17 protein-coding genes and 1 other RNA gene are annotated in these 21,275 nt (G+C 74.5%); 13 read left to right on the forward strand and 5 right to left on the reverse strand.

Annotated elements, in window-relative coordinates; all coding sequences use genetic code 11:
• Window positions 1-25: 25 nt before the first annotated feature.
• Window positions 26-3,052: an FtsK/SpoIIIE domain-containing protein gene (locus tag AC07FY_RS26605; protein WP_479010795.1), complete on the reverse strand. Its 3,027-nt coding sequence runs from the start codon at window positions 3,050-3,052 to the stop codon at window positions 26-28.
• Window positions 3,053-3,466: 414 nt separating this feature from the next.
• Between AC07FY_RS26605 and AC07FY_RS26610 the strand changes: the two genes are divergently transcribed.
• Together AC07FY_RS26610 and AC07FY_RS26615 are read left to right on the forward strand one after the other, a co-directional pair.
• Window positions 3,467-5,200: a serine/threonine-protein kinase gene (locus tag AC07FY_RS26610; protein WP_479010798.1), complete on the forward strand. Its 1,734-nt coding sequence runs from the start codon at window positions 3,467-3,469 to the stop codon at window positions 5,198-5,200.
• Between the two features lie 158 nt (window positions 5,201-5,358).
• Window positions 5,359-6,627 (forward strand): serine/threonine-protein kinase, encoded by a 1,269-nt coding sequence (locus tag AC07FY_RS26615; protein WP_479010801.1) that lies wholly within the window; start codon window positions 5,359-5,361, stop codon window positions 6,625-6,627.
• A gap of 38 nt (window positions 6,628-6,665) precedes the next feature.
• On the opposite strand, the gene AC07FY_RS26620 is transcribed toward AC07FY_RS26615, so the two are convergent.
• Window positions 6,666-7,679 carry an isopenicillin N synthase family dioxygenase gene (locus tag AC07FY_RS26620; protein ID WP_479010804.1) on the reverse strand — a complete coding sequence of 338 codons (1,014 nt, stop codon included), beginning with the start codon at window positions 7,677-7,679 and terminating at the stop codon, window positions 6,666-6,668.
• Between the two features lie 328 nt (window positions 7,680-8,007).
• On the opposite strand from AC07FY_RS26620, the gene prfB reads away from it, so the two are divergent.
• Window positions 8,008-9,117: a peptide chain release factor 2 gene (gene prfB, locus AC07FY_RS26625; RefSeq protein WP_479010807.1), complete on the forward strand. Its 1,110-nt coding sequence runs from the start codon at window positions 8,008-8,010 to the stop codon at window positions 9,115-9,117.
• Between the two features lie 88 nt (window positions 9,118-9,205).
• Here the strand turns inward: prfB and AC07FY_RS26630 are convergent, their stop codons facing one another.
• Window positions 9,206-9,397, reverse strand: a complete 192-nt coding sequence (locus AC07FY_RS26630; protein WP_479010809.1) for a hypothetical protein — start codon at window positions 9,395-9,397, stop codon at window positions 9,206-9,208.
• Between the two features lie 249 nt (window positions 9,398-9,646).
• Between AC07FY_RS26630 and ftsE the strand changes: the two genes are divergently transcribed.
• The 5 genes from ftsE to ssrA all read left to right on the forward strand — a co-directional run bounded on the left by ftsE (window position 9,647) and on the right by ssrA (window position 13,555).
• On the forward strand, window positions 9,647-10,336 hold the full coding sequence (ftsE, locus tag AC07FY_RS26635) for a cell division ATP-binding protein FtsE (protein ID WP_069923855.1): 690 nt from the start codon (window positions 9,647-9,649) through the stop codon (window positions 10,334-10,336).
• Between the two features lie 17 nt (window positions 10,337-10,353).
• Entirely contained in the window at window positions 10,354-11,310 is a 957-nt protein-coding gene (ftsX, locus tag AC07FY_RS26640; RefSeq protein WP_479010812.1) for a permease-like cell division protein FtsX, read from the forward strand.
• A gap of 67 nt (window positions 11,311-11,377) precedes the next feature.
• Window positions 11,378-12,559 carry a S41 family peptidase gene (locus tag AC07FY_RS26645; protein ID WP_479010815.1) on the forward strand — a complete coding sequence of 394 codons (1,182 nt, stop codon included), beginning with the start codon at window positions 11,378-11,380 and terminating at the stop codon, window positions 12,557-12,559.
• Between the two features lie 18 nt (window positions 12,560-12,577).
• The gene (smpB, locus tag AC07FY_RS26650; RefSeq protein ID WP_479010817.1) at window positions 12,578-13,063 is read left to right on the forward strand and encodes an SsrA-binding protein SmpB; all 486 of its coding nucleotides are present in this window, start codon (window positions 12,578-12,580) and stop codon (window positions 13,061-13,063) included.
• Between the two features lie 103 nt (window positions 13,064-13,166).
• Window positions 13,167-13,555: a transfer-messenger RNA gene (gene ssrA / locus AC07FY_RS26655) on the forward strand.
• A 133-nt stretch (window positions 13,556-13,688) separates the two neighbouring features.
• On the opposite strand, the gene AC07FY_RS26660 is transcribed toward ssrA, so the two are convergent.
• Both AC07FY_RS26660 and AC07FY_RS26665 read right to left on the reverse strand, forming a co-directional pair.
• Window positions 13,689-14,675 (reverse strand): SH3 domain-containing protein, encoded by a 987-nt coding sequence (locus tag AC07FY_RS26660; protein ID WP_479010820.1) that lies wholly within the window; start codon window positions 14,673-14,675, stop codon window positions 13,689-13,691.
• A 47-nt stretch (window positions 14,676-14,722) separates the two neighbouring features.
• Window positions 14,723-16,105, reverse strand: coding sequence for an MFS transporter (locus AC07FY_RS26665; RefSeq protein ID WP_479011025.1), 1,383 nt, complete (start codon window positions 16,103-16,105; stop codon window positions 14,723-14,725).
• Between the two features lie 94 nt (window positions 16,106-16,199).
• Here AC07FY_RS26665 and AC07FY_RS26670 point away from each other — a divergent pair, with 94 nt between their 5' ends.
• From AC07FY_RS26670 to AC07FY_RS26690, 5 genes are all read left to right on the forward strand, one after another.
• The gene (locus AC07FY_RS26670; RefSeq protein ID WP_479010823.1) at window positions 16,200-17,165 is read left to right on the forward strand and encodes a LysR family transcriptional regulator; all 966 of its coding nucleotides are present in this window, start codon (window positions 16,200-16,202) and stop codon (window positions 17,163-17,165) included.
• Between the two features lie 98 nt (window positions 17,166-17,263).
• Entirely contained in the window at window positions 17,264-18,637 is a 1,374-nt protein-coding gene (locus AC07FY_RS26675; protein WP_479010826.1) for a nitrate/nitrite transporter, read from the forward strand.
• 98 nt (window positions 18,638-18,735) lie between these two features.
• Window positions 18,736-19,875: a uroporphyrinogen-III synthase gene (locus AC07FY_RS26680; protein ID WP_479011028.1), complete on the forward strand. Its 1,140-nt coding sequence runs from the start codon at window positions 18,736-18,738 to the stop codon at window positions 19,873-19,875.
• Between the two features lie 44 nt (window positions 19,876-19,919).
• Entirely contained in the window at window positions 19,920-20,468 is a 549-nt protein-coding gene (locus AC07FY_RS26685) for a GNAT family N-acetyltransferase (protein WP_479010829.1), read from the forward strand.
• Window positions 20,469-20,620: 152 nt separating this feature from the next.
• Window positions 20,621-21,193, forward strand: a complete 573-nt coding sequence (locus AC07FY_RS26690; RefSeq protein ID WP_479010831.1) for a CGNR zinc finger domain-containing protein — start codon at window positions 20,621-20,623, stop codon at window positions 21,191-21,193.
• Window positions 21,194-21,275: the final 82 nt, after the last annotated feature.

Genomic DNA, 21,275 nt, shown 5'->3' on the forward strand with positions numbered 1-21,275 from the left:
GGCCGTCCGCGCCGGACGGCCGCACCTACGGCGCGGCCGGGAAGCGCACGGGTATCGCCGAGACCAGGTGCGCGGCCCGGTCCAGGGCGCTGGCCAGCAGCGCGAGGTCGGTCGGTCCGTTGCCCAGCTCGCGCACCGGGCGCCGGGCGGGCGGGTCGCCCATCCGCTCCCACTCCACCGGGACGACCGTCGGCCGCAAGGTGGCGGTCCGGGGGATCCGGCCGGTGACCCGGCCCGCCTGGAAGGGCACCGTCCGGCCGTCCGGGGAGCGGAGCAGGCCGCGGCCGGGCCCCGGCTGGTCGGGTGCGTCGAGTTCCACGCGCAGGGTCGACAGCCGGGCCGGCACGGTGTCGGCCGTACGGTCCGGGCGGGCGCTGGCGGCCACCAGGTGCACCCCGAGCCGGGCACCCTCCCGGGCCACCGCCTCCAGCGCCCGGACCACCGAACCGGCGGCGGGGCGGCCGGTGCTGCCCAGCCCCGGCGCGACCAGCGCGTCGAAGTCGTCGACCAGCACCACCAGGCGCGGCAGCGGACTCGGCCCGGCCGGGTCGGTATGGGCCGCCGACAGGGACGGGCGCAGCCGCAGCGTGCCCGTGCGCTGGGGGTCGAGGTCGCCGCGCAGCTCGCCCTCCGTGGGCCGGCGGGGCGCGACCATCCGGTCGGAGACCTCGCGCCGCGCGTGCCACTCGGCGAAGGCCGTCCCGTCGAGGAGCTCGGCGCGGCGCTTTAGCTCGGCGCCCAGCGCCTGGGCGAACTCCCGCATCCGCAGCGGGTCCGAGGCCACCAGGTGGGCGCAGACGTGCGGGAGGTCGGTGCAGGGCGCCAGCCCGTCCCCGCGCTCGCCGCCCGCCCCGTCCAGCAGGAGCAGTCCCAGCCGGTCGGGCCGGGCGCCCGCCGACAGCGACGCGGCCACCGACCGCAGCAGCTCGGTCCGTCCGCTGCCGGCCGGGCCTTCGATGAGCAGGTGCGGGCCGTCGTGGACCAGTTCGGCGCCGACCGGGCCGCGCCGGCCGCTGCCCAGCACCAGCTCGACCAGGCCGCCCACCGCCTGCCCCTGCTCGGTGGCGGCGGCCCAGCGGGCCATCAGGGAGGCCGGGGTGGCGCGGGCCAGCCCCAGCTCGTCCAGCAGCCGGGCGGTCGCCGGCAGGGCGGCGGCGGCCGGCCGGTAGGGCTCGGCGGCGTGCGCGCCCTCGGCGCGCAGCGGGGCCAGGGCCCGGGCGAACCGCTCGGCCCAGGCCGCGGACACGGCGTCGGCGGTGGCCGTGGCGCCCCGCTGCTCGGGCTTGCCGCCGCGGACCGCGAAGGTCCGTACGGTCGTCGCCACGTCCCCGCTGAGCAGGGCGACCGCGCCGCAGTCCCGGAAGGCCGGGCTCTGCGCGCAGGCCGTCTCGTAGGTGTCGGCGACCGGGGAGGCGGGTGTGGCGGGCGGGGCCTCGGCCAGCGCCAGGACGTGGATCCCGGCGGCCGCGCCGTGCGAGGCGAGCCGCCCGGTGAGGTCGCGCAGCGCACCGGTGCCCGGATCGCCGTCCAGTACGAGCAGGGTGTAGGGGCCCTGGTAGACCTCGGCGGCCTGCCGGACCCGCTCGGGATCGGCCGCCGCCCAGTGCGTGCCGAGCGGCCCGTCGTCCAGGCGCCGGGCCAGCTCACCGGCGCGGGCGGCCGCCTGGTCGCGGTCGTAGGCGAGCAGCAGCCGGCAGTCCTGGCCGTGCGCGGGCCGCACGTGGGGCAGCCAGCCCAGCCAGCCCCAGTCGCGCCGCCGTTCGGCGAGGGTGTGTGCCCGGTCGGTGCAGACCAGCACGATCTCCAGCTGCGCCGGCGCGTGCAGGCCCGCCAGCTGGGCGACCACCCAGCGGGCCAGGCCGGTCAGCCGGGCGCGCGGGCCGGCGAGGCCGAGTGCTCCGACGGCGCGCAGCGACACCCGGCTGCCGGCGCCCAGACCCACGTCCAGCACCGCGGGGTGCCCCGGCGCCCGGGACCACAGCCGCTCGGTGGGCCCCAGCGCGGCCAGCAGCAGGGCGGCCGGGTCGTCGGGGTGGGGTGCGGCGGGGGCGGCGACGGCCGCCGGGCCGGCCGGGGCGGCGGCGGTCTCCTCGCCCCGTACCCACTTGCGGGCCCAGGCGCCGAGGCCCTTGCGGCGGCCCCCGGCCGGTTCCCCAGGGGCGCCCGGCCCGGGCGGCTCGGGCGCGGCCGCGAGGGGGCCGGGGCAGGAGTCGCCGGCATAGGGGTCGGGTGCCGATCCGGGGGTGCCGGTCCACTGCGTGCCGGGCAGGCCGGGCCGGTGGGCGGGCGGGCCCGGCCGGTGGGCGGTGGCCGCGGGCGCGCCGGGTGGGGCGGTCGGGGCGGGCGGGGTCGGTGAGGCGGTCGAACCGGTCGAGCCGGGCGGGGCGGCGGCGGAGCCGCGGCCGCCGAGGGCGAGGTGGCCCTCCAGGTCCGGGGCCACCGGCAGGGAGGCGGGGGCCTGGGCCGGGGCGGCCAGCCGCAGGGTGGACTCGCCCACCCGCAGCAGCGCGCCGGGCGGCAGGGCCACCGGCCGCGGTCCGACCGGGGAGCCGTCCAGCGCGGTGCCGTTCGTCGAGTCCAGGTCGGCCACCGACACCCGGCCGTCCTGCAGCACGGTCACCGAGCAGTGCAGCCGGGACACATCGGGGTCGTCCAGCGGGACGTCGGCGTCGGCCGCGCGGCCCACCTTGATCTGACCGCTGTGCAGCAGGTGCACCCCGCCCGCGTCCGGCCCGGCCACCACGTGCAGCTGGAGCGCGCCGAGGCCCTCCTCGGGCAGCACGTCCGGAACCGGGGCGTGCAGCGCCAGCACCGCCCCGTCCACCAGCGGGGGCTCGCCCAGCACCCGCCGCTGGAGGTCGAGCCGCTCGGCTCCGGCGTAGAGGACGACCGTTCCCCCGGTGTCGGGCCCGCCGACGGTCGCCGCGAGCCCGGAGGCGACCGCGGCGAGCGCGGTGCCGACGGGCGCGGTGACCAGTACGTCACAGCTCACGGGGGTGGTCGAGGGCTGGTGGCCGCTGCGCGACCCGAGGACGGTCAGCCGGATCTGCATCGCCGTCAGCGGTCCCTTCTGCGCGGTGCGCGGTGAGTGCGCCCGGCAGGGGGATCTCGGCGCACCACTGCCCGACCGCCCCCCGCCCGGCACGGACGCGTCGTCCGGTCAGGTCTGCCGGAAGGCGCGGCTCCCGCCCGTGCCGTTCCGTACGGGTGCATCCTCGCACCTGTCGCGGACAACACGCCCGGCGCCCGGCGACAATTGATCTTGATTGATCGCGGCACGGCGCCGACCTCGGCCGGATCCGACCGGGAGCCGGGGAAAATCGCCTCCGGCATACCCCTCGGGCGTCACCCTCCGTACACATGTGCGGCAACCAACCTCCGGCGGTCGGCGTCCTTCACGGGGACACCCCCTAGAGTGGGTCGGAAAATCCGGACGACAGAAGACGACAGCAGGGGAGCGCGAGACGTGCGGCCAGTCGGCAGCAAGTACCTGCTCGAGGAGCCGCTCGGGCGCGGCGCCACGGGCACCGTCTGGCGTGCCCGCCAGCGGGAGACCGCGGGCGCCGAGGCGGCCGTCGCCGGGCAGCCCGGCGAGACCGTGGCCATCAAGGTCCTCAAGGAGGAGCTGGCCCAGGACGCGGACATCGTCATGCGTTTCCTGCGCGAGCGCTCCGTCCTGCTGCGCCTGACGCACCCCAACATCGTCCGCACCCGCGACCTCGTGGTCGAGGGCGACCTGCTGGCCCTGGTCATGGACCTGATCGACGGCCCGGACCTGCACAAGTACCTCCGCATGAACGGCCCGTTCAGCCCCGTCGCCGCGAGCCTGCTGACCGCGCAGATCGCGGACGCGCTCGCCGCCAGCCACGCCGACGGCGTCGTGCACCGCGACCTGAAGCCGGCCAACGTGCTCCTCGACGAGCGCGGCGGAGCCATGCGGCCGATGCTCACCGACTTCGGCATCGCCCGCCTCGCGGACTCCCCGGGCCTGACCCGCACCCACGAGTTCGTCGGCACCCCGGCCTACGTGGCCCCCGAATCCGCCGAGGGCCGCCCCCAGACCTCCGCCGTCGACATCTACGGCGCCGGCATCCTGCTCTACGAGCTGCTCACCGGCCGGCCGCCCTTCGCGGGCGGCACGGCGCTCGAAGTGCTCCACCGCCACCTCAGCGAGGAGCCGCAGCGCCCCGCGAGCGTGCCCGAGCCGCTGTGGACCGTCGTCGAGCGCTGCCTGCGCAAGGAGCCGAACGAGCGGCCCAGCGCCGAGAGCCTCGCCCGCGGGCTGCGCGTGGTCGCCGCCGGCATCGGCGTGCACTCCACGGCCGCCGAGGTGGAGGCCGCGCTCGGCGTCGGTGCCCTGCTCGCCCCGGACCCCTCGCCCGCCCCGGTCCCCGAAACCCCCGGCGCGGCCGGGTCCGCCGACCCCACCCAGGTGCTGCCCGCGGGCGCCGGTGCGCCGCTCGGCGCCTACGACCCGAACGCGATGACCAGCGTCATGCCGCCGGTCGGCGCGGGCGGTGCGGACCCGACCTCGGTGATGCCGCCCGTGCAGCAGCCGGACCAGCCGCATCCGTGGGAGTCGCAGATGCGCGCCGTCCGCGACCGCAACGAGCAGACCCAGGTCCAGTACCTCGACCCGAGCGAGGACCCGCTGCGCCGCCGCCCGCAGCGGCAGGCGCCGCCCCCGCCGCAGCACCGGCCCCAGCAGCCGCCGCAGCACCGGCCCCAGCAGCCCCAACAACCCCCGCAGCAGCCGTACCAGCAGCCGCGGCAGCCGCAGTACCGCCAGCCGCAGCCGCCTCCGCAGCAGCAGTACGCACCCCCGCCGCCGCAGCACTACCAACCGCAGGCACACCAGCCTCAGCCGTACCAGCAGCCGCAGCCGCCCCAGTACCGCCAGCCGCAGCAGCCCCCGCAGCAGCAGCCCCCGCAGGCTCCGCCGCCCCGCCAGCCGGCCCCGCGCGAGCCGCGCCGGCGCGGTGCCAACCCGGTCCGCATCCCCGGCCTCGGCTGCCTCAAGGGCTGCCTGGTCATGATCCTGCTGTTCGTCGTGGCGGGCTGGCTGGTCTGGGAGCTCACCCCGCTCCAGGAGTGGGTCGGCACCGGCCGGGGCTGGTGGGACCAGCTGTGGACGTGGGGCTCCTCGATCGCGGACTGGGTCGGCTCCCTCGGGGACACCGCGGGGTCCACCCAGCCCTGACCGGGCCCCGTAGCGCCGACTTCGTTGATTTGTCGACTTCTGGGACGTGATTTCGCCCGCAGAAGTGAAGGTCGCCGCGAATCCGGGCCCCTGCTGGCCTCCAACGCCCACCCGGCCGCGTAGCTTTGGTGCGTACGCCAGCCGCTGAGGGAGCAGTCGTGGCACGGAAGATCGGCAGCCGGTACACCGCGCACCAGATCCTGGGGCGCGGCAGCGCGGGCACGGTGTGGCTGGGTGAGGGGCCCGACGGGCCCGTCGCCGTCAAACTGCTGCGCGAGGACCTCGCGTCCGACCAGGAGCTGGTCGGACGCTTCGTCCAGGAGCGCAGTGCGCTGCTCGGCCTGGAGCACCCCCACGTCGTGTCCGTCCGCGACCTCGTCGTCGACGGCAACGACCTCGCCCTCGTCATGGACCTCGTCCGCGGTACGGACCTGCGCACGCGCCTCGACCGCGAGCGCAGGCTCGCCCCCGAGGCGGCCGTCGCCATCGTCGCGGACGTCGCGGACGCGCTGGCCGCGGCGCACGCGGCCGGGGTCGTCCACCGCGACGTCAAGCCCGAGAACGTCCTGCTGGACATGCAGGGCCCGCTCGGCCCGGGCGGCGCGCACCCGGCGCTGCTGACCGACTTCGGCGTGGCCAAACTGATCGACACCCCGCGGCGGGCCTCCGCCGGCCGGGCCTCGGCGCCGACCACGCGGATCATCGGCACGCCGGACTACCTGGCGCCGGAGATCGTCGAGGGCCTGCCCCCGCGGGCGGCGGTCGACATATACGCCCTGGCCACCGTCCTGTACGAGCTGCTGGCCGGATTCACCCCCTTCGGCGGGGGCCACCCGGGCGCGGTGCTGCGGCGGCACGTCACCGAGACCGTGGTCCCGCTCCCGGGCATCCCCGACGAGCTGTGGCAGCTGATCGTGCAGTGCCTGGCCAAGGCCCCGGCGTCGCGGCTGCGCGCGTCGGAACTCTCCGTCCGGCTGCGGGAGCTGCTCCCGCTGCTGGCCGGGATGCCGCCGCTGGACGTGGACGAGCCGGACGACGCGGAACCGGAGCCGGGCCCCTCGGACGACCCGTCCGGCGCGGCGGCCGCCTCCGCCGCCGATCCGGTGCGCCGCCGGGGCGTGGTGCCGCTGGTCCCCGGCTCCGCGACGGACTCCAACCGCGACACCCACACCTCGATGCGGGTACCGGGGCCGGACGAGCTGGCGGGCGGCGCGCTGGGCACCGCCCGCGTCCCGCGCCCGGCCGGCGGCCACCGCCCGGGCTCGGCCCGGCACCGGGCCGAGGCCGCCCGCAAGCGGCGGCTGGCCCTGTCGGCCGCGGCGGTGGCGCTGGTCGCGGCCGTCGGACTGGGCACGTGGGCCGCCGTCTCGGGCGAGGACCCGCAGCCGCGGCAGGACGACCAGCGGTCGGGCCCCCGCACCCCCTGAGCGTCCTTCGGATCAGCCCGGGGCCGGAGGCCGGGGCGTCAGGCGGCGACCAGTTCCGGGTGCCAGCGCCGGGCCACGGCGGGATGGGCGCGGACCCAGCCCTTCAGCTCGTTGCGCCCGTACTCCGCGTGCAGCGGGTTCGACGCGTCGTGCGCGATCCCCGGTGCCTGCGCCAGGTAGTCCCCCGGGACCGTCTCCACCACCGCGTCCAGCCGCGGGTTGTAGAAGAACGGCACCGAATAGCGCTCCACCGCGCCCGGCGGGCTGACCACCCGGTGGTCCGTCGCCGTCAGATAGCCCTCGGTCGCGATCTCCAGCAGCTCGCCCAGGTTGACGACGAAGGCGCCGGGCAGCGGCGGCACGTCGAGGTAGCCCCCGTCCCGCACCACCTGCAGGCCGCCCACCGAGTCCTGCAGCAGGAGCGTCAGGAACCCGTAGTCCTTGTGCGCGCCGACTCCCTGGTCCGCGCCCGTGGGAGCCGACCCCGGATAGCGGATCAGCTTCGTGTGCAGGTGGGGGCGGTCGGCGAAGGCCGCGTCGAAGAAGTCCGGCGGTGCGCCGATCGACGCCAGGACCTCCCGGAGCAGCCGGTGCGCCACCCCCGCCAGCCGGGACTGCCAGTCCAGGACCACGTCCCGCAGCTGCGGCAGCGCCGCCGGCCACTGGTTGGGACCCTCCAGCCACAGGTACGCCGGGTCGCCCGGCCCCACCGCCGGCGCCGGCCGCTCCGCGCCCACGTCCAGCTGGTCCCGCCAGTCGGAGGCCCCGCCCGTCAGCTCGTGGCCGATCCGGGTGTAGCCGCGGAAGTGGGGGGAGTTCAGGTTGCTCACGGCCAGCCGGTCGGCTTCCGGAAGGGCGAAGAAGGCCCGGGTCAGATCCAGCACGCGGGCGCATTCGGCGGCGGTGACGCCGTGCCCGGTCAGGTGCAGGAACCCGGTGTCCCGGGCGGCGGCGTGCAGCCGCTTCAGGAACCCGGCCCGGCGGGCCGGGTCGTCCGCCTCGGAGAGGTCCAGGACGGGCAGGGCGGGAGAGGACGGGTGCGCGGACGGCATGACGGCTCCGTTTCGGATGTCACGGGGTCCTGTCCCCTCGGGGTGGCGGGGGCCGCGGACGGGGGAGGGCCGCCGGCAGGGATGGCGCCGGGACCGCTGGGGCCGCGTACAGGACCGAAGTCGGATCGGTGTGGATCAGGCTCGGGGTTGGTCCGGCGGCAGACAGCTCGACGTCGTGACGCGCATGTGGTCCACATGGCGGCGCTTCACGAGGCGCGTGACGAGGGGAACGGTCATACGGTGAGCGTACGCCCGTACGACCGGCCATCAGTACGGGTGAACCGGCCTGCCCGGACTGCCCCGCCCGCGGACCGGCTACGCTGGACCCGTGGCAGTCGTCGATGTTTCCGAAGAGCTGAAGTCCCTCTCCTCGACCATGGGGTCGATCGAGGCCGTCCTGGACCTCGACAAGCTGAGGGCAGATATCGCCGTGCTCGAGGAGCAGGCCGCCGCGCCGTCCCTGTGGGACGACCCGGAGGCCGCCCAGAAGATCACGAGCAAGCTGTCCCACCTCCAGGCGGAGGTCCGCAAGACCGAGAGCCTGCGCAGCCGGATCGACGACCTCGCGGTCCTGTTCGACCTCGCGCAGGAGATGGACGACGCGGAGACCCTCGCCGAGGCCGAGACCGAGCTGGTCGCCGTCCGCAAGGCGCTGGAGGAGATGGAGGTCCGGACCCTGCTCTCCGGCGAGTACGCCGAGCGCGAGGCCCTGGTCAACATCCGCGCCGAGGCCGGCGGCGTCGACGCCTCCGACTTCGCCGAGCGCCTCCAGCGCATGTACCTGCGCTGGGCCGAGCGCCACGGCTACCCGACCGAGGTCTACGAGACCTCGTACGCGGAAGAGGCCGGCATCAAGTCGACCACCTTCGTCGTCAAGGCCCCCTACGCCTACGGCACCCTCTCCGTGGAGCAGGGCACGCACCGCCTGGTGCGCATCTCGCCCTTCGACAACCAGGGCCGCCGCCAGACCTCCTTCGCGGGCGTCGAGGTGCTGCCCGTCGTCGAGACCAGCGACCACGTCGAGATCGACGAGACCGAGCTGCGCATCGACGTCTACCGCGCCTCCGGCCCCGGCGGCCAGGGCGTCAACACCACCGACTCCGCCGTGCGGATCACGCACCTCCCGACCGGCATCGTGGTCTCCTGCCAGAACGAGCGCTCGCAGATCCAGAACAAGGCCAGCGCCATGAACGTCCTCCAGGCCAAGCTGCTCGAGCGGCGCCGCCAGGAGGAGCAGGCCCGGATGGACGCCCTCAAGGACGGCGGCAGCTCCTGGGGCAACCAGATGCGCTCCTACGTCCTGCACCCGTACCAGATGGTCAAGGACCTGCGCACGGAGTTCGAGGTCGGCAACCCGCAGGCGGTGCTCGACGGCGAGATCGACGGCTTCCTCGAGGCCGGGATCCGCTGGCGCAAGCAGCAGGAGCAGACCGCCTGAACGCGCCGCACCACCCCACCGGCATGAGGGAAGGGCCCGGACACCAGGTGTCCGGGCCCTTCGCCGTGCGCGGTCGTGATCGGTACGTCTACGCGGTCTGCTCGGCCACCAGGACCAGGGCGGCCACCAGGAACACCATGAGGGCGATGAGCGCCACGGGGTTCAGGCCGGAGAAGGGGCCCTCCTGCTGGAGGCGCTCCCGGTTCGCCCGGCACACAGGGCAGCGGCCCTGGCTCACGGGTGCGGCGCAGTTCGCGCACACGAGCCGGTCATATGTCATGCGCTCCTCCTCTCGTCCCCTTCACACTGCGACACCGGTTACAACGCGGCGGGGAACGGGACCGTTCCCCCTACCACTGTGCCAGCTCCGTGGGCATTCGGCGCGGCCCCTCCGGGCAAACGCGGTCCCGGCCGTCCCCCCGTCCTCCCCGGTCAGGGGATAAAAGGGGCATCTCCGATTGCCGGGTCCACACCCCTCGCCCGTTCGCGTATGGTCACGCACACCTACTCCCGGCGACCGTGGTGCACCGTGATCCGATTCGACAGCGTCTCCAAGTCCTACCCGAAGCAGAACCGCCCCGCACTGAGAGATGTCTCCCTCGACATCGCGAAGGGCGAGTTCGTCTTCCTGGTCGGCTCCTCCGGCTCCGGCAAGTCCACCTTCCTGCGGCTCATCCTGCGCGAGGAGCGGGCGAGCCACGGCCAGGTCCACGTCCTCGGCAAGGACCTCGCCAAGCTCTCCAACTGGAAGGTGCCCCAGATGCGGCGCCAGCTGGGGACCGTCTTCCAGGACTTCCGCCTGCTCCCCAACAAGACGGTCGCGGAGAACGTGGCCTTCGCGCAGGAGGTCATCGGCAAGCCGCGGGGCGAGATCCGCAAGGCCGTCCCGCAGGTCCTGGAGCTCGTCGGCCTCGGCGGCAAGGAGGACCGGATGCCCGGCGAGCTCTCCGGCGGCGAGCAGCAGCGCGTGGCCATCGCCCGCGCCTTCGTCAACCGCCCCGCCCTGCTCATCGCGGACGAGCCCACCGGCAACCTCGACCCGCAGACCTCCGTCGGGATCATGAAGCTGCTGGACCGGATCAACCGGACCGGCACCACCGTGATCATGGCGACCCACGACCAGCAGATCGTCGACCAGATGCGCAAGCGCGTCATCGAGCTCGAGCAGGGCCGACTCGTACGCGACCAGTCGCGCGGCGTCTACGGCTACCAGCACTGAAAGGTCCCTGAGACGCAATGCGCGCCCAGTTCGTCATGTCGGAGATCGGCGTCGGCCTCCGTCGCAATCTCACCATGACCTTCGCGGTCATCATCTCCGTGGCCCTGTCGCTGGCCCTGTTCGGCGGCTCCCTGCTCATGCGCGAGCAGGTGAGCAAGATGAAGGGCTACTGGTACGACAAGGCCAACGTCTCGATCTACCTCTGCAACAAGCAGGACGCCCAGGAGGCCACCGAGGCCGCCGCGAAGTCGGGCGGCACGGGCGGCGGTGCCGCCTGCGGCAAGGGTGCGGTGACCGAGGAGCAGAAGAAGCAGATCGAGACCGAGCTCAAGGCGATGTCCCTGGTCCAGTCCGTCGCCTACGAGTCGGCGGACGAGGCGTACAAGCACTACCAGGAGCAGTACGGCCACACCGCCTTGGCCTCCTCCATCACCCCGGACCAGATGCAGGAGTCCTTCCGGGTCAAGCTCAAGAACCCCGAGAAGTACAAGAGCGTCACCTCGGCCTTCACCGGCCGTGACGGCGTCTACACCGTCGACGACCAGCGCCAGACCATCGACGAACTCTTCAAGATCCTGAACTACCTGAACTTCGCGGCGCTCGGCATCATGCTGATCATGCTGATCGTGGCGCTGCTGCTGATCGTCAACACGGTGCGCGTCTCCGCGTTCAGCCGAAGGCGGGAGACCGGGATCATGCGGCTGGTGGGCGCCTCCAGCTTCTACATCCAGGTCCCTTTCATCATGGAGGCGGCCGTCGCCGGGCTCATCGGCGCCGCGTTCGCCTGCGTGATGCTCGTCTCGGGCCAGTACTTCGTCATCGACCACGGCGTCGGCCTGCGGGACAAGATCCAGATCATCGACTTCATGGGCTGGACCGCCGTCCTCGGCAAGCTGCCGTACGTGCTCTTCATCGGCCTTCTGATGCCCTCGGTTGCCGCGTTCCTCGCCCTGCGCAAGTACCTGAAGGTGTGACGAGCGCCCCGTGAGCGGTACGGGCAACCATCCGTCACCGCGCGGTGCTTGTCCTAGACTCGGCGCCATGCCGGGTCTGCCCGCCCTCTGTCCCCGGCCCCGCGACCTCCGTCGCGGGGCCGTCTTGACGTTGGCCTTCCTCGCGGCCGTCGGGACCGCCGCGGGCACCGGCTGCTGGGAGCCCGAAGGCGCCGCCACCGCCCTCACCGTCCGCGCCGGGACCCCCGTGCCCGAACCGCCCCGGTCCACCGGCACCGCCGACCGGGAAGCCGTGGCCCGGGCCGTCGCCGAGGCCGTCGCCGACGGGAAGTCCGGCAAGAAGGCCGCCGAGGAGGTCGTCAGCCGCAGCGGCGACCGCTGGGGCGCCGTCTACGACCAGGGCGAGTACGCCGCGTTCGCCGAGAGCCTCGACGGCCGCTGGACCGGCGTCGGGCTCTGGGCCCGGCGCGGCGGCGAGGGCCGCATCGAAGTCGACAGGGTGCAGCCCGCCGGCCCCGCCGCCCGGGCCGGCGTCCGCGCCGGGGACCGGCTGCTGAGCGTCGACGGGCGCGCCGTCACCGGCCTCCCCGTCACCGAGGTGGTCACCCTGCTGCGCGGCGCCGCCGGCACCCCCGTCGTACTGAACCTCAGCCGGGAGGGCGCGGATCTCACCGAGACCGTGAGCCGCGAGCAGCTGCGCACCGAGCCGGTGACCGTACGGCAGCTGCGCGACGGGATCACCGTCATCAAGGTCGCCTCCTTCACCCGCGGTTCGGGCGAGCGCGTCAAGGCGGCCGTGGCCGCCGCCCCGCCCGGCGCCGGGGTCATGCTCGACCTGCGCGGCAACCCGGGCGGACTCGTCGCGGAGGCGGTGGCGGCGGCCTCCGCCTTCCTGGACGGCGGGTTGGTGGCGACGTACGACGTACGGGGCGCCCAGCGCGCCCTGTACGCGGACGCGGGCGGCGACACGGCCCGACCCCTGGTGGCCCTGGTGGACGGCGGCACGATGAGCGCCGCCGAGCTGGTGACCGGCGCCCTCCAGGACCGCGGCCGGGCCGTTGCGGTGGGCAGCCGGACCTTCGGCAAGGGCTCGGTGCAGATGCCGACCGAACTCCCGGACGGTTCGGTGGCCGAGCTGACGGTGGGCACGTACCGCACCCCGGGCGGCCGCAGCCTCGACGGCGGGGGCATCACCCCGGACGTGGCGGCCGGCGCGGGGGTCGAGGAACGGGCCGCGCAGGTATTGGGTGGCCTCGGGGTGGGTCCGTAGTGCGAAAATGACCGCACTATGGCTAAGGAACAAGGGCGCAAGCTGATCGCCCAGAACAAGAAGGCGCGGCACGACTACACGATCATCGACACCTACGAGTGCGGTCTCGTGCTCACGGGCACCGAGGTCAAGTCCCTGCGCCAGGGCCGTGCCTCGCTGGTGGACGGCTTCGTGTCGGTGGAGGGCCGCGAGGCGTGGCTCTACAACGTGCACGTGCCGGAGTACAGCCAGGGCACCTGGACCAACCACACCGCCCGGCGCAAGCGCAAACTCCTCATGCACCGGGAGGAGATCGACAAGCTGGAGCGCAAGACCGACGAGTCGGGCCACACGATCGTGCCCCTGACGCTGTACTTCAAGGACGGTCGCGCCAAGGTCGAGATCGCGCTGGCCAAGGGCAAGAAGGAGTACGACAAGCGGCAGACGCTCCGGGAGAAGCAGGACACCCGCGAGACGAACCGTGCGATCTCGGCGATCCGCCGCAAGCAGCGGGGCACCGTTTAACCTCCTGGCACGCGGTGGTCCACTTCGCGTACCATGGCGTCAGCGCCTCCCGCTCGCGGGGGGAGCGTGATGTGCAGTACGACAACTGAACAGCGTGAAACATGGGGATGATCGGTTTCGACAGCGGCTGTCGATGCAGGGGAAGCGAGCCGAGGAAGCGGCAATGATCTCGTTAACCACATGTCGCAAAAAATAATCGCCAACTCCAAGAGCGATAACTCCCGCTTCACCCTCGCTGCCTAATAACAGTGAGCTGAAGCCTCTGTGAGGAGCGTCAGCCCGGAAGTGGTCCCGGTCCGGATCCTGGCGTCAATTAGGGATCTAAACCTCTAACCCCGGTCACGGGGGCTGGAGGGAAACCAAACAGTGACTGAGCCCGTCGGAGACTTGTCCGTGTGATCTCCGGGGCTGAGAAAAGCGCAGCGGACTGCGCTCGGAGAAGCCCTGCTTCTGCACCGTTGGACGCGGGTTCGATTCCCGCCATCTCCACCACCCCATGTGGGCAAAGGCCCCGCGGCCTCTCGGCTGCGGGGCCTTCGTCATGCCCGGGGTGCGGTGGCTGCTCGGCCCTGCCGTCGAAGTCCCGCCTGGCCCGAGACGCCCGGCGCCCCGGGCTCGACCGGCGCTACTTCGACGACAGGACCTGGCAGAACGGCACCTTGTTGAGGTTGAGCGCGTAGCGGGCGGAGATCCAGCCGCGGCCGTCGGCGAGCTTGTACCAGATCGCGTTGCCGTCGACGTTCTGGCCCTTGACCTTGCACTGCAGCTTGACCACCGTGCCGGTCAGCGCCTTGCCCGTGTTCGTGTACTTCGTGCCGGGGCCGGAGCGGATGCCGAGGCCCTTGCCGGGGGAGACGATCTTGGCCTTCGGCTGGTCGTGGTGGCCGCCTCCGCCGCCGCACTTGCAGTCGCCGGGCTTGCCGGTGTCGCCCTTGGGGCCCTTCGGGCCCTGCGGACCGGCCGGGCCGGGCTTTCCGGGCCGACCCTGGGTGCCCTGGGGTCCCTGCGGGCCGCCGGGGCCTTCCGGGCCCGTGTCGCCCCGGTCGCCCTTCTCGCCCTTGGGGCCCGGCTTTCCGGGCTTGCCGTGGTGGCCCGGCTTGCCGTCGTCGCCCTTGGGGCCGGGCGGCCCCGCCAGCGGGGTGGCCACGGCGAACAGAGCGGGCGCCTCGGTGTCGGCCGCCCATGCCCCGCCGTCCAGCGTCGTGCCCTCCGGGGCGTCGGCGTCCACCCGGACCGCCACGCCGAGCCGCGTCTGCTCGTTCGCGGGGAGGACGAAATTGGCGCGGGTCCCGGCCTCGCAGGTCAGCTGCCGCGCGTCGTGCGAGAGCGTGCACGGCGAGGCCGTGCGCCGGCCGTTCCAGTAGAAGCGGGCCTCCGGGAAGGTCGTCCGTTCCGGAGCGGTGATCCGGAAGGTGCTGCTGACGGACTGATCGGCCCCGGTGGCGGCGGCGATGACGACGCGGCCCGTCCGGCCGGGGGCGATCGAGGGAACGTACGGCTGGGAGAACCGCACCCCCGCCGAGTCGGCGAGGGCGGGCACGGCCGGTACGAGGCAGGAGGCGGTGATGGCCGCGACGATCACGGCAGCCGAAACGGAGCGTTGAGCAGGCAAGGGGTGTTCCTCCGCGAAGAAAGGGCGCTGGGGGAAGGCACCCCCAGTTATCGCGGATCGCGAGCGGCGGCGGTGCGTACCACGCGGGAACGATCACCCGCCCGCCACACGCACCGCCCCGCGGCCGCGGCCGCCACCGCGGCGAGGGCGGCGGCCGCGGGCAGTAGGTAGGTCGCCGCCGCGCCGAAGTGGTCGACCGTGAGGCCCGCCGTGGCGGAACCGGCCGCGATGCCGGTGAGGATGGCGGTGACCGCGAGGGTCATGCCCTCGTTGAGGCGGCCCGCCGGGGTCAGCGCGTGGACCCGGGACATCGCGGTGACCATCGTCGGCGCCGTGGCCATGCCGGCCAGCAGCAGGGCGCCGGCGAGCGCGGCCACCGAGCCGGTGGCCGCCGCGGCCCAGGGCAGGGCCATGAGGACCGCCAGCGCGCCCACGCAGGTCCGCAGCGTGCGGGGCCGCAGGGTGCCGTAGAGCAGGCCGGCCGCGCAGGAGCCGGCCGCCTGCAGCGCGAGGACCAGGCCGGAGGCGGCACCGAGCCCGGCGGCGTCGAGGTAGGCGATCGAGGCGACCTCCATCGAGCCGAACACCAGGCCCAGGCAGCCGAACAGGGCCAGGAGCGGTGCCAGGGCGCGCAGCGGCGAGCCGTGGCGGGGCGCGGCGCCGGTCGCCGGGGGCTGTGTGGAGCGCTGGGCGGTGAAGACGAGCATCCCGGTGAGGAACAGGGCGGCGCCGACGAGGGTGCCGGCCTCGGGGAAGACGGCCGTGCAGAGGAAGGCGGCCAGCACCGGGCCGAGCAGGAAGCAGAGTTCGTCCGCGGCCTGCTCGAAGGACATCGCCGTGTGGTGCGAGGCGGGGGAGTCGCGCAGCAGGTGGGTCCAGCGGGCGCGGGACATGCCGCCGATGTTGGGGGTGGTGGCGGTCGCCGCGTAGGAGGCGAAGAGGGTCCAGGCCGGGGCTCCGGTGCGCACGCACAGGATCAGGCACAGCGAGCCCAGGACCGCGACCAGGGTGGCGGGCACGGCGATCCGGGCCTGCCCGTAGCGGTCGACGAGCCGGGCCGTCCAGGGCGCGACCACGGCCGTGGCGGCCAGGCCGGTGGCCGTGACGGCTCCCGCGAGGGCGTACGAACCGCGCTGGCCGGCGATCATCATGACCGCGCTGATCCCGAACATGCCCATGGGGAGCCGGGCGAGCAGGTTGCCGGCGGTGAAGGCGCGGGTGCCGGGCAGGGCGAACAGGCGGCGGTACGGCCCGAGGACACCGCCCGGGGCGACGGCCGGAGCGGGCGCGGGGGCGGACGCGGGCGAGGGCGCGGGGCCGGACGCGGGGGAGGGCGCGGGCGAGGGTGCCGGGACGGGCGCCGGAGCGGGCGCGGTGGAGGCCGGGCCGGACGGGGCGGCGAGCACGAGCGTGGCGCCGGTGACGGTCATGAGGGGCATGGCCACCACCCTCGGCCGGGTCCCGCCGCGGCGTCCAACACCTGTCCCGGACGCATTCACCGGTTCCTGTTGTTAGTCTCCGGGGGTGATCCCCCGTGATGTGGACCCCAGGCTGCTGCGCGGGTTCGTCGCCGCCGCCGAGGAGCTGCACTTCACCCGTGCCGCCGCGCGCCTCTACGTCGCCCAGCAGGCCCTCAGCCGCGACGTCCGCCGGCTCGAACAGACCCTGGGCACCGCGCTGTTCGTGCGCACCACCCGGGCGGTCGAGCTCACCGCCGACGGACTGCGGCTGCTGCCGCTCGCCCGGCGGGTGCTGGCCGCGCACGAAGACATGGCCGCCGCCTTCACCGCCCCCCGCGCCCTCCTCGTCGACCTGAACACCGACGGCCCCAGCACCGGCCGCCGGGTCCTGGAGCGCGCCCGCGAACTCGCCCCCGACTGCGAGCTGATGGCCCGCTTCGAGAGCGGCCTCACCCACGCCGCCGCCGAGATCGCCGCCGGCCGCCTCGACGTCGCCTTCGGGTACGCCGACGGGCTCGCCCCGGGGCTGCGCACGCGCCTCGCGCAGACGCCCGTACGGTACGAGCCGCTCGCCGTGCTGCTTCCCGAGGGGCACCCGCTGGCCGCGCGGGACGCCGTACGCGTGGACGCGCTGGCCGGGGAGACCGTCTACGCGGGAGCCGGGAACCCGCGGACCGTGGAGTGGACGGAGCTCGCGCGCGAGCTGTTCGCCGGACGCGGGATCCGGATGGCGCCGCCCGCCCCCGTGGCCGTGGGGAAGGAGGAGTTCCGCCGGGTGATGGCCAAGACGGGCCACCCGGTCCTGGTGACCGTGGACTTCCTCGACATGCCCGGCTGCGTCAAGCGCCCGCTGACCGACCCCGTTCCGCTCTCCCCGCTGTCGATGGTGTGGCGGCGCGGCTTCGGCCACCCGGGCCTGGACGCCCTGCGGACCGCCGCCGCCGGACTGGCCGCCGAGCACGGATGGCTCCGGCCGCCCCCCGGCAGCTGGACCCCCGGCCGGCTCACACCCGGCGCCGTCGACGGGTGAGAGCAAGGTTTCCCGCCGGTCATCCGGCGGGGACCGGGGCCGAAACGCGCCCTTCCTACGGTCGTCACCAAGGACGCGACAGCTGTGGAGGGCGTGAGATGACCGGTACGACCGCACCGCGCAGGGGAGGCCGCTGGATCGAGCAGTGGGATCCCGAGGACGAGACCTTCTGGAAGGAGACCGGCGAGCGGATCGCCCGCCGCAACCTGGTCTACTCCGTGCTCAGCGAGCACATCGGGTTCTCCATCTGGTCGCTCTGGTCCGTGATGGTCCTCTTCATGGGCCCCGAGTACGGCATCGACCCGGCCGGGAAGTTCTTCCTGATCGCCACCGCGACCTTCGTCGGCGCGTTCGTCCGGGTGCCCTACACCTTCGCCGTGGCCCGCTTCGGCGGCCGGAACTGGACCGTCGTCAGCGCCCTGCTGCTGCTCGCGCCCACCTCGGCCGCACTGCTGGTCATGGAGCCGGGCACCTCGTACGGCACCTTCGTGGCGGTGGCCGCGCTCACCGGCGTCGGCGGCGGCAACTTCGCCTCCTCCATGACGAACATCAACGCCTTCTTCCCGCTGCGCAAGAAGGGCTGGGCGCTCGGGCTGAACGCCGGGGGCGGCAACATCGGCGTCCCCGTGGTGCAGCTCGCCGGACTGCTGGTCATCGCCACCGCCGGAGCCGGGCACCCGCGGCTGCTGCTGGGCGCCTACATCCCGCTCGTCGTGGTCGCGGCGGGGCTGGCCCTGGCGCGGATGGACAACCTGGCGCCCGTGCGCAACGACACCGGCGCGGTCCGCGAAGCGGTCAAGGACGCCCACACCTGGATCATGGCGTTCCTGTACGTCGGCACCTTCGGCTCCTTCATCGGCTACAGCTTCGCCTTCGGCCTGGTGCTCCAGACCCAGTTCGGACGCGCCCCGCTCCAGGCCGCCTCGCTGACCTTCGTCGGCCCGCTGCTGGGCTCGCTGATCCGGCCGGTCGGCGGCGCGCTGGCGGACCGGTTCGGCGGGGCCCGGATCACCCTGGGGACCTTCGTGGCGATGGCGGCGGCGACCGGTGTGGTGGTGCTCGCCTCCCAGCGGCACTCGCTGGGGGTGTTCCTCGTGGGGTTCGTGGCGCTGTTCGTGCTGAGCGGGCTCGGCAACGGCTCGACGTACAAGATGATCCCGGGCATCTTCCAGGCCAAGGCGCTGGCGCGCGGGATGAGCGGCGAGGCGGCGGCCGCGTACGGGCGACGGCTCTCTGGGGCCTCCATGGGGCTGATCGGGGCGATCGGGGCGCTCGGCGGGCTGGGCATCAACCTGGTCTTCCGGGAGGCGTTCCTCACCTCCGGGTCCGGCACGGCGGCCTTCGTGACCTTCCTCGGCTTCTACGCCCTGTGCTGCGCGGTGACCTGGGCGGTATACCTTCGCCGTCCGGCCGCCGCCGCGGTGCTCCCGGCCGCCGGGGCCGAGGCGAAGCCGCAGCTCACGTCGGTGTAACCGGGGCGAAATACGGGTGAACCGAGTCCGACACGACGCCTTGGCAGGCTCGGACCACCCGCACCGCCCCCCGCATGCACGTCACGAGGCAGGTCACGATGGACGACACCACGACCGGTCCGCTCGCCGGCTTCACCGTCGGCGTCACCGCCGCCCGGCGCGCGGACGAACTCATCGCCCTGCTGCGCCGGCGCGGAGCCTCCGTGCTGCACGCGCCCGCGCTGCGGATCGTCCCGCTGGCCGACGACAGCGAACTGCTGGCCGCCACCAAGGAACTGATCGGCCGCGCGCCCGACGCGGTGGTCGCCACCACCGCGATCGGTTTCCGCGGCTGGATCGAGGCCGCCGACGGGTGGGGAGTCGGCGAGGAGCTGCTGGCGCGGCTGCGGACCACCGAACTCCTGGCGCGGGGACCGAAGGTGAAGGGCGCGATCCGGGCCGCCGGACTGGTGGAGGCGTGGTCCCCGGAGTCGGAGTCGCTCGCCGAGGTACTGGAACGGCTGCTGGCGGCCGGGGTGGCCGGGCGGCGGATCGCCCTCCAACTGCACGGGGAGCCGCTGCCCGGCTTCGTCGAGGCGCTGCGGGCCGGCGGGGCCGAGGTGGTCGTGGTCCCGGTGTACCGGTGGATGCCCCCCGAGGACCCGGGCCCGCTCGACCGGCTGCTGGACGCGGTGGTGGGCGGCGCGGTGGACGCGGTCAGCTTCACCTCGGCGCCGGCCGCGGCCTCGCTGCTGGCCCGGGCGGACGAGCGCGGCGTACGGGAGCCGTTGCTGGCGGCGCTGCGGGGCGGCGGGGTGCTGGCGGCGTGCGTCGGCCCGGTGACGGCGCTGCCGTTGCAGGCGCACGGCGTGGACACCGTGCAGCCGGAGCGGTTCCGGCTGGGCCCGCTGGTGCAGCTGCTCTGCCAGGAGCTGCCGGGCCGGGCGCGCGTGCTGCCGGTGGCCGGCCGCCGGCTGGAGATCCGCGGGCACGCGGTCCTGGTCGACGAGGAGCTGCGCCCCGTGCCGCCGGCCGGGATGGCCCTGCTGCGGTCCCTGGCCCGGCGGCCCGGCTGGGTGGTGGCCCGGGCCGACCTGCTGCGGGTGCTGCCGGGTTCCGGACGCGACGAACACGCGGTGGAGACGGCGATGGCCCGCCTCCGGGTGGCGCTGGGGGCACCCAAGATGATCCAGACGGTGGTGAAGCGCGGGTACCGGCTCTCGCTGGACGCCGGCGGGGAGGCCAAGTACGGGGCGTAGCCGACCCGGTGACGCGTGGGGAAGTCCTGCGCTAGCGTGCGGGAATGATCATTGACGGGGTGCGGATGAGGGGCCTGGAGCGCGGCGACGCCGCCGGGCTGGCGGAGGCCTATGCGCGCAACCGGGCGTTCATGGCGCCCTACGAACCGCTCCGGCCGGCGGACTTCTACACCGAGCGCGGGCAGCTGGCCCGCATCGAGGGCATGCTCGCGGACCGCGACGGCGGGCGGATGGTCCCGTACGTGCTGGTCGAGGCGGAGGGCGGCCGGCTGATCGGCGGGATCAACCTCGGCTCGATCGTGCTCGGTCCGCTGTGCAGCGGCGGCGTGGGCTACTGGGTGGACCAGGAGTGGAACGGCAGGGGGCTGGCCACCGCCGCCCTCGAGGAGGTGTGCCGGGTCGCCCGCGAGGAGGTGGGCCTGCACCGGGTGGAGGCCGGGACCCGGCTCGACAACCACGCCTCGCAGCGGGTCCTGCGCAAGGCGGGCTTCGAGGAGTACGGCGTCGCCCCGCGCTACCTGCACATCGACGGCGCCTGGCGCGACCACCGCCTCTTCCAGCGCCTCCTGCACGACGACCCGCCGGCGCGGTAGCCCGCGCGGGGCACGGCTGCCGGGCCCGCGCCGGGCTGCGCCGTGCCGGGCGGACCGGGCTGCGCCGGGCCGGGCCGCGGCAGGGGGCTTCCCCTCGTCCGCGCGGGGCGGCACTCTGGTGGGGCGCCCCACGACGCGAGGCGGTGACGGGCATGCGGTTCGACTCCGGCCGGGTCTGCCTTGACCTGGTGGCCACGCTCGCCCCCCGCGAGGGGCTCTCCGACGGTGCCGGGCTGCGGCTGTGGCTCGCCGGAGCGGGCCTGGTGCCCGACCGGACGCCGCTGGCCCGGGTCGGCCCTGACTGGGCGGCCGCCTTCCGTGCGCTTCGGGCCGACGTGGAGACCCTCGTACGGGCGGAGCTGGACCCGGCCGCCGCGTCGCCGCCCGCCACGGCGCTCGCCCTCGCCCGGGTCAACGCGCTGGCCGCCGGACCACCCCCCGGCCTGTGCGCCGTACGGGACCGGGAAGGGCACCTCGTCCGGGAGCTGTGCGGCGGCGTGGAGTGCGGGGCGCTGCTCGCCGCCGTCGCCCGCGACACGGTGGAGCTGCTCACCGACTCCGCCGGGCTGGCGCTGCTGCGGGCCTGCGAGGGTGACGGCTGCACCCGCGTCTACCTGGACACTTCCCGGGGCCACCGGCGCCGCTGGTGCTCCAGCGAACTGTGCGGCAACCGCGAACGCGTCGCCCGCCACCGCCGCCGGACCCTGGCGGCGGGGACCGTCTAGAACCCCCGGCCCGGCCCGCGCGACACCACCCGGCGCGGTTCCGGAACGGGCGTGCGGACAAGGGGCCGGGTCGCGTACGGTT

The organism is Streptomyces sp. NPDC045967, assembly GCF_056430495.1.

Bases quoted from the DNA above. Each gene is read 5' to 3' on its own strand.
- AC07FY_RS26605 (WP_479010795.1), bottom strand. From the start codon at position 3,052: ATGCAGATCCGGCTGACCGTCCTCGGGTCGCGCAGCGGCCACCAGCCC.
- AC07FY_RS26620 (WP_479010804.1), bottom strand. From the start codon at position 7,679: ATGCCGTCCGCGCACCCGTCCTCTCCCGCCCTGCCCGTCCTGGACCTC.
- AC07FY_RS26630 (WP_479010809.1), bottom strand. From the start codon at position 9,397: ATGACATATGACCGGCTCGTGTGCGCGAACTGCGCCGCACCCGTGAGC.
- ftsX (WP_479010812.1), top strand. From the start codon at position 10,354: ATGCGCGCCCAGTTCGTCATGTCGGAGATCGGCGTCGGCCTCCGTCGC.
- AC07FY_RS26645 (WP_479010815.1), top strand. From the start codon at position 11,378: ATGCCGGGTCTGCCCGCCCTCTGTCCCCGGCCCCGCGACCTCCGTCGC.
- smpB (WP_479010817.1), top strand. From the start codon at position 12,578: ATGGCTAAGGAACAAGGGCGCAAGCTGATCGCCCAGAACAAGAAGGCG.
- AC07FY_RS26665 (WP_479011025.1), bottom strand. From the start codon at position 16,105: ATGACCGTCACCGGCGCCACGCTCGTGCTCGCCGCCCCGTCCGGCCCG.
- AC07FY_RS26675 (WP_479010826.1), top strand. From the start codon at position 17,264: ATGACCGGTACGACCGCACCGCGCAGGGGAGGCCGCTGGATCGAGCAG.
- AC07FY_RS26680 (WP_479011028.1), top strand. From the start codon at position 18,736: ATGGACGACACCACGACCGGTCCGCTCGCCGGCTTCACCGTCGGCGTC.
- AC07FY_RS26685 (WP_479010829.1), top strand. From the start codon at position 19,920: ATGATCATTGACGGGGTGCGGATGAGGGGCCTGGAGCGCGGCGACGCC.
- AC07FY_RS26690 (WP_479010831.1), top strand. From the start codon at position 20,621: ATGCGGTTCGACTCCGGCCGGGTCTGCCTTGACCTGGTGGCCACGCTC.